The following is a 1163-nucleotide window of genomic DNA, read 5'->3' as shown; positions in this document are numbered from 1 at the left end:
GTTTTAGAAGGTGCTGGTCTGGTGGGTTGGGCGTCCGGGGAAGTTGCGGGCGGCCAGCCAGACGATGAGGTCGCCTGCGATCCGGTCGATGCTGGTATCGGTGTCGACCTTGTGTTCACGGCGGGTGGTGTCGCGTCGGACGATCTCGTAGCCGCCTTCGTCAGCGACAGCGACGGACACAAACCAGGCTGGGTCGTCCTGGTCGGGCTGGACGACGACGAACGTGTTGTCCTTGTCGTTGAGTTCGCTGATCAATTCGAACAGGGCATCCTCGGACGGGTCGTCGATGTGGTCGCCGTTTTCGCTGTCTGCGCAGTAGTACTTGGCGGCCACTGGACTCTCCCCATGGTGCGCTGTCGGTTCGGGCGCCAGCATGGCACGGCCGGATGGGCCGGCGGCAGGTCACAGCCACTGCTGGACCGCCGCGATCTGAACCGTCGCCTCGAAGCGGACGGCGAGCTTGTCGTATCGGGTGGCCACGGCCCGGTGCTGTTTGAGGCGGCTGATCCCGCACTCGACCGCGTGGCGGGCCTTGTAGTCCTGGCGGTCGAAAGCGGGCGGACGCCCTCCCGTGCCGCCTCGGCGCCTGCGGTTGCGGATCTGGTCGGCCGGCTCGGGGATCGTGCACCTGATCCCGCGTCGGCGCAGGTAGGCGCGGTTGGCTCGCGAGGAATACGCCTTGTCGCCCCGTACCCGCAATGGACGCACCCGCGGGCGTCCGCCGGCGGTGCGGGGCACCCGGATCGCTTCGAGGACCCGCTCGAACTGCGGGCTGTCACCCCGCTGGCCCGCCGTGACCAGCAGCGCCAGCGGCTTCTGCCCCTGCTCACAGGCCAGATGGATCTTCGTGGAGAATCCGCCGCGCGAGCGGCCCAGCCCGTGATCGTCCGGCTCGGTCCGCGTCCCGCCCGCAGGTTCCTTCTGCCCGGCCGTGTCCCGGCGGGCACCGGCAGCATGCTGATGGGCCCGGCAGACCGTGGAATCGACGTTCACCTCCCACACGATCAGACCCGCAGCATCGGCCCGGGCCTGCAGAGCAGTCAAGATCCCAGCCCACACACCCTCACGCTGCCAACGCCTGAACAGCCCGTAGACCGTCTGCCAGTGCCCGTACTCGACCGGCAGATCCCGCCACGGCACACCGGTCCGCACACGCCACCGCA

At 68.8% G+C, this 1163-nt stretch carries 2 protein-coding genes; both read right to left on the bottom strand.

The window, feature by feature from the left end; all coding sequences use genetic code 11:
* Positions 1-3: 3 nt before the first annotated feature.
* Positions 4-375 (bottom strand): hypothetical protein, encoded by a 372-nt coding sequence (locus STRTUCAR8_RS12550; RefSeq protein ID WP_078507127.1) that lies wholly within the window; start codon positions 373-375, stop codon positions 4-6.
* Positions 376-402: 27 nt separating this feature from the next.
* The coding region (locus tag STRTUCAR8_RS12545; RefSeq protein WP_044472084.1) for an IS5 family transposase at positions 403-1163 on the bottom strand (761 nt) is incomplete at its 5' end.

The sequence above is a fragment of the Streptomyces turgidiscabies Car8 genome, assembly GCF_000331005.1.
GTDB classification, from domain to species: domain Bacteria; phylum Actinomycetota; class Actinomycetes; order Streptomycetales; family Streptomycetaceae; genus Streptomyces; species Streptomyces turgidiscabies.
The sequence above is the reverse complement of the archived record's forward strand: the minus strand, read 5'-3'. Positions and strand labels throughout refer to the sequence as shown.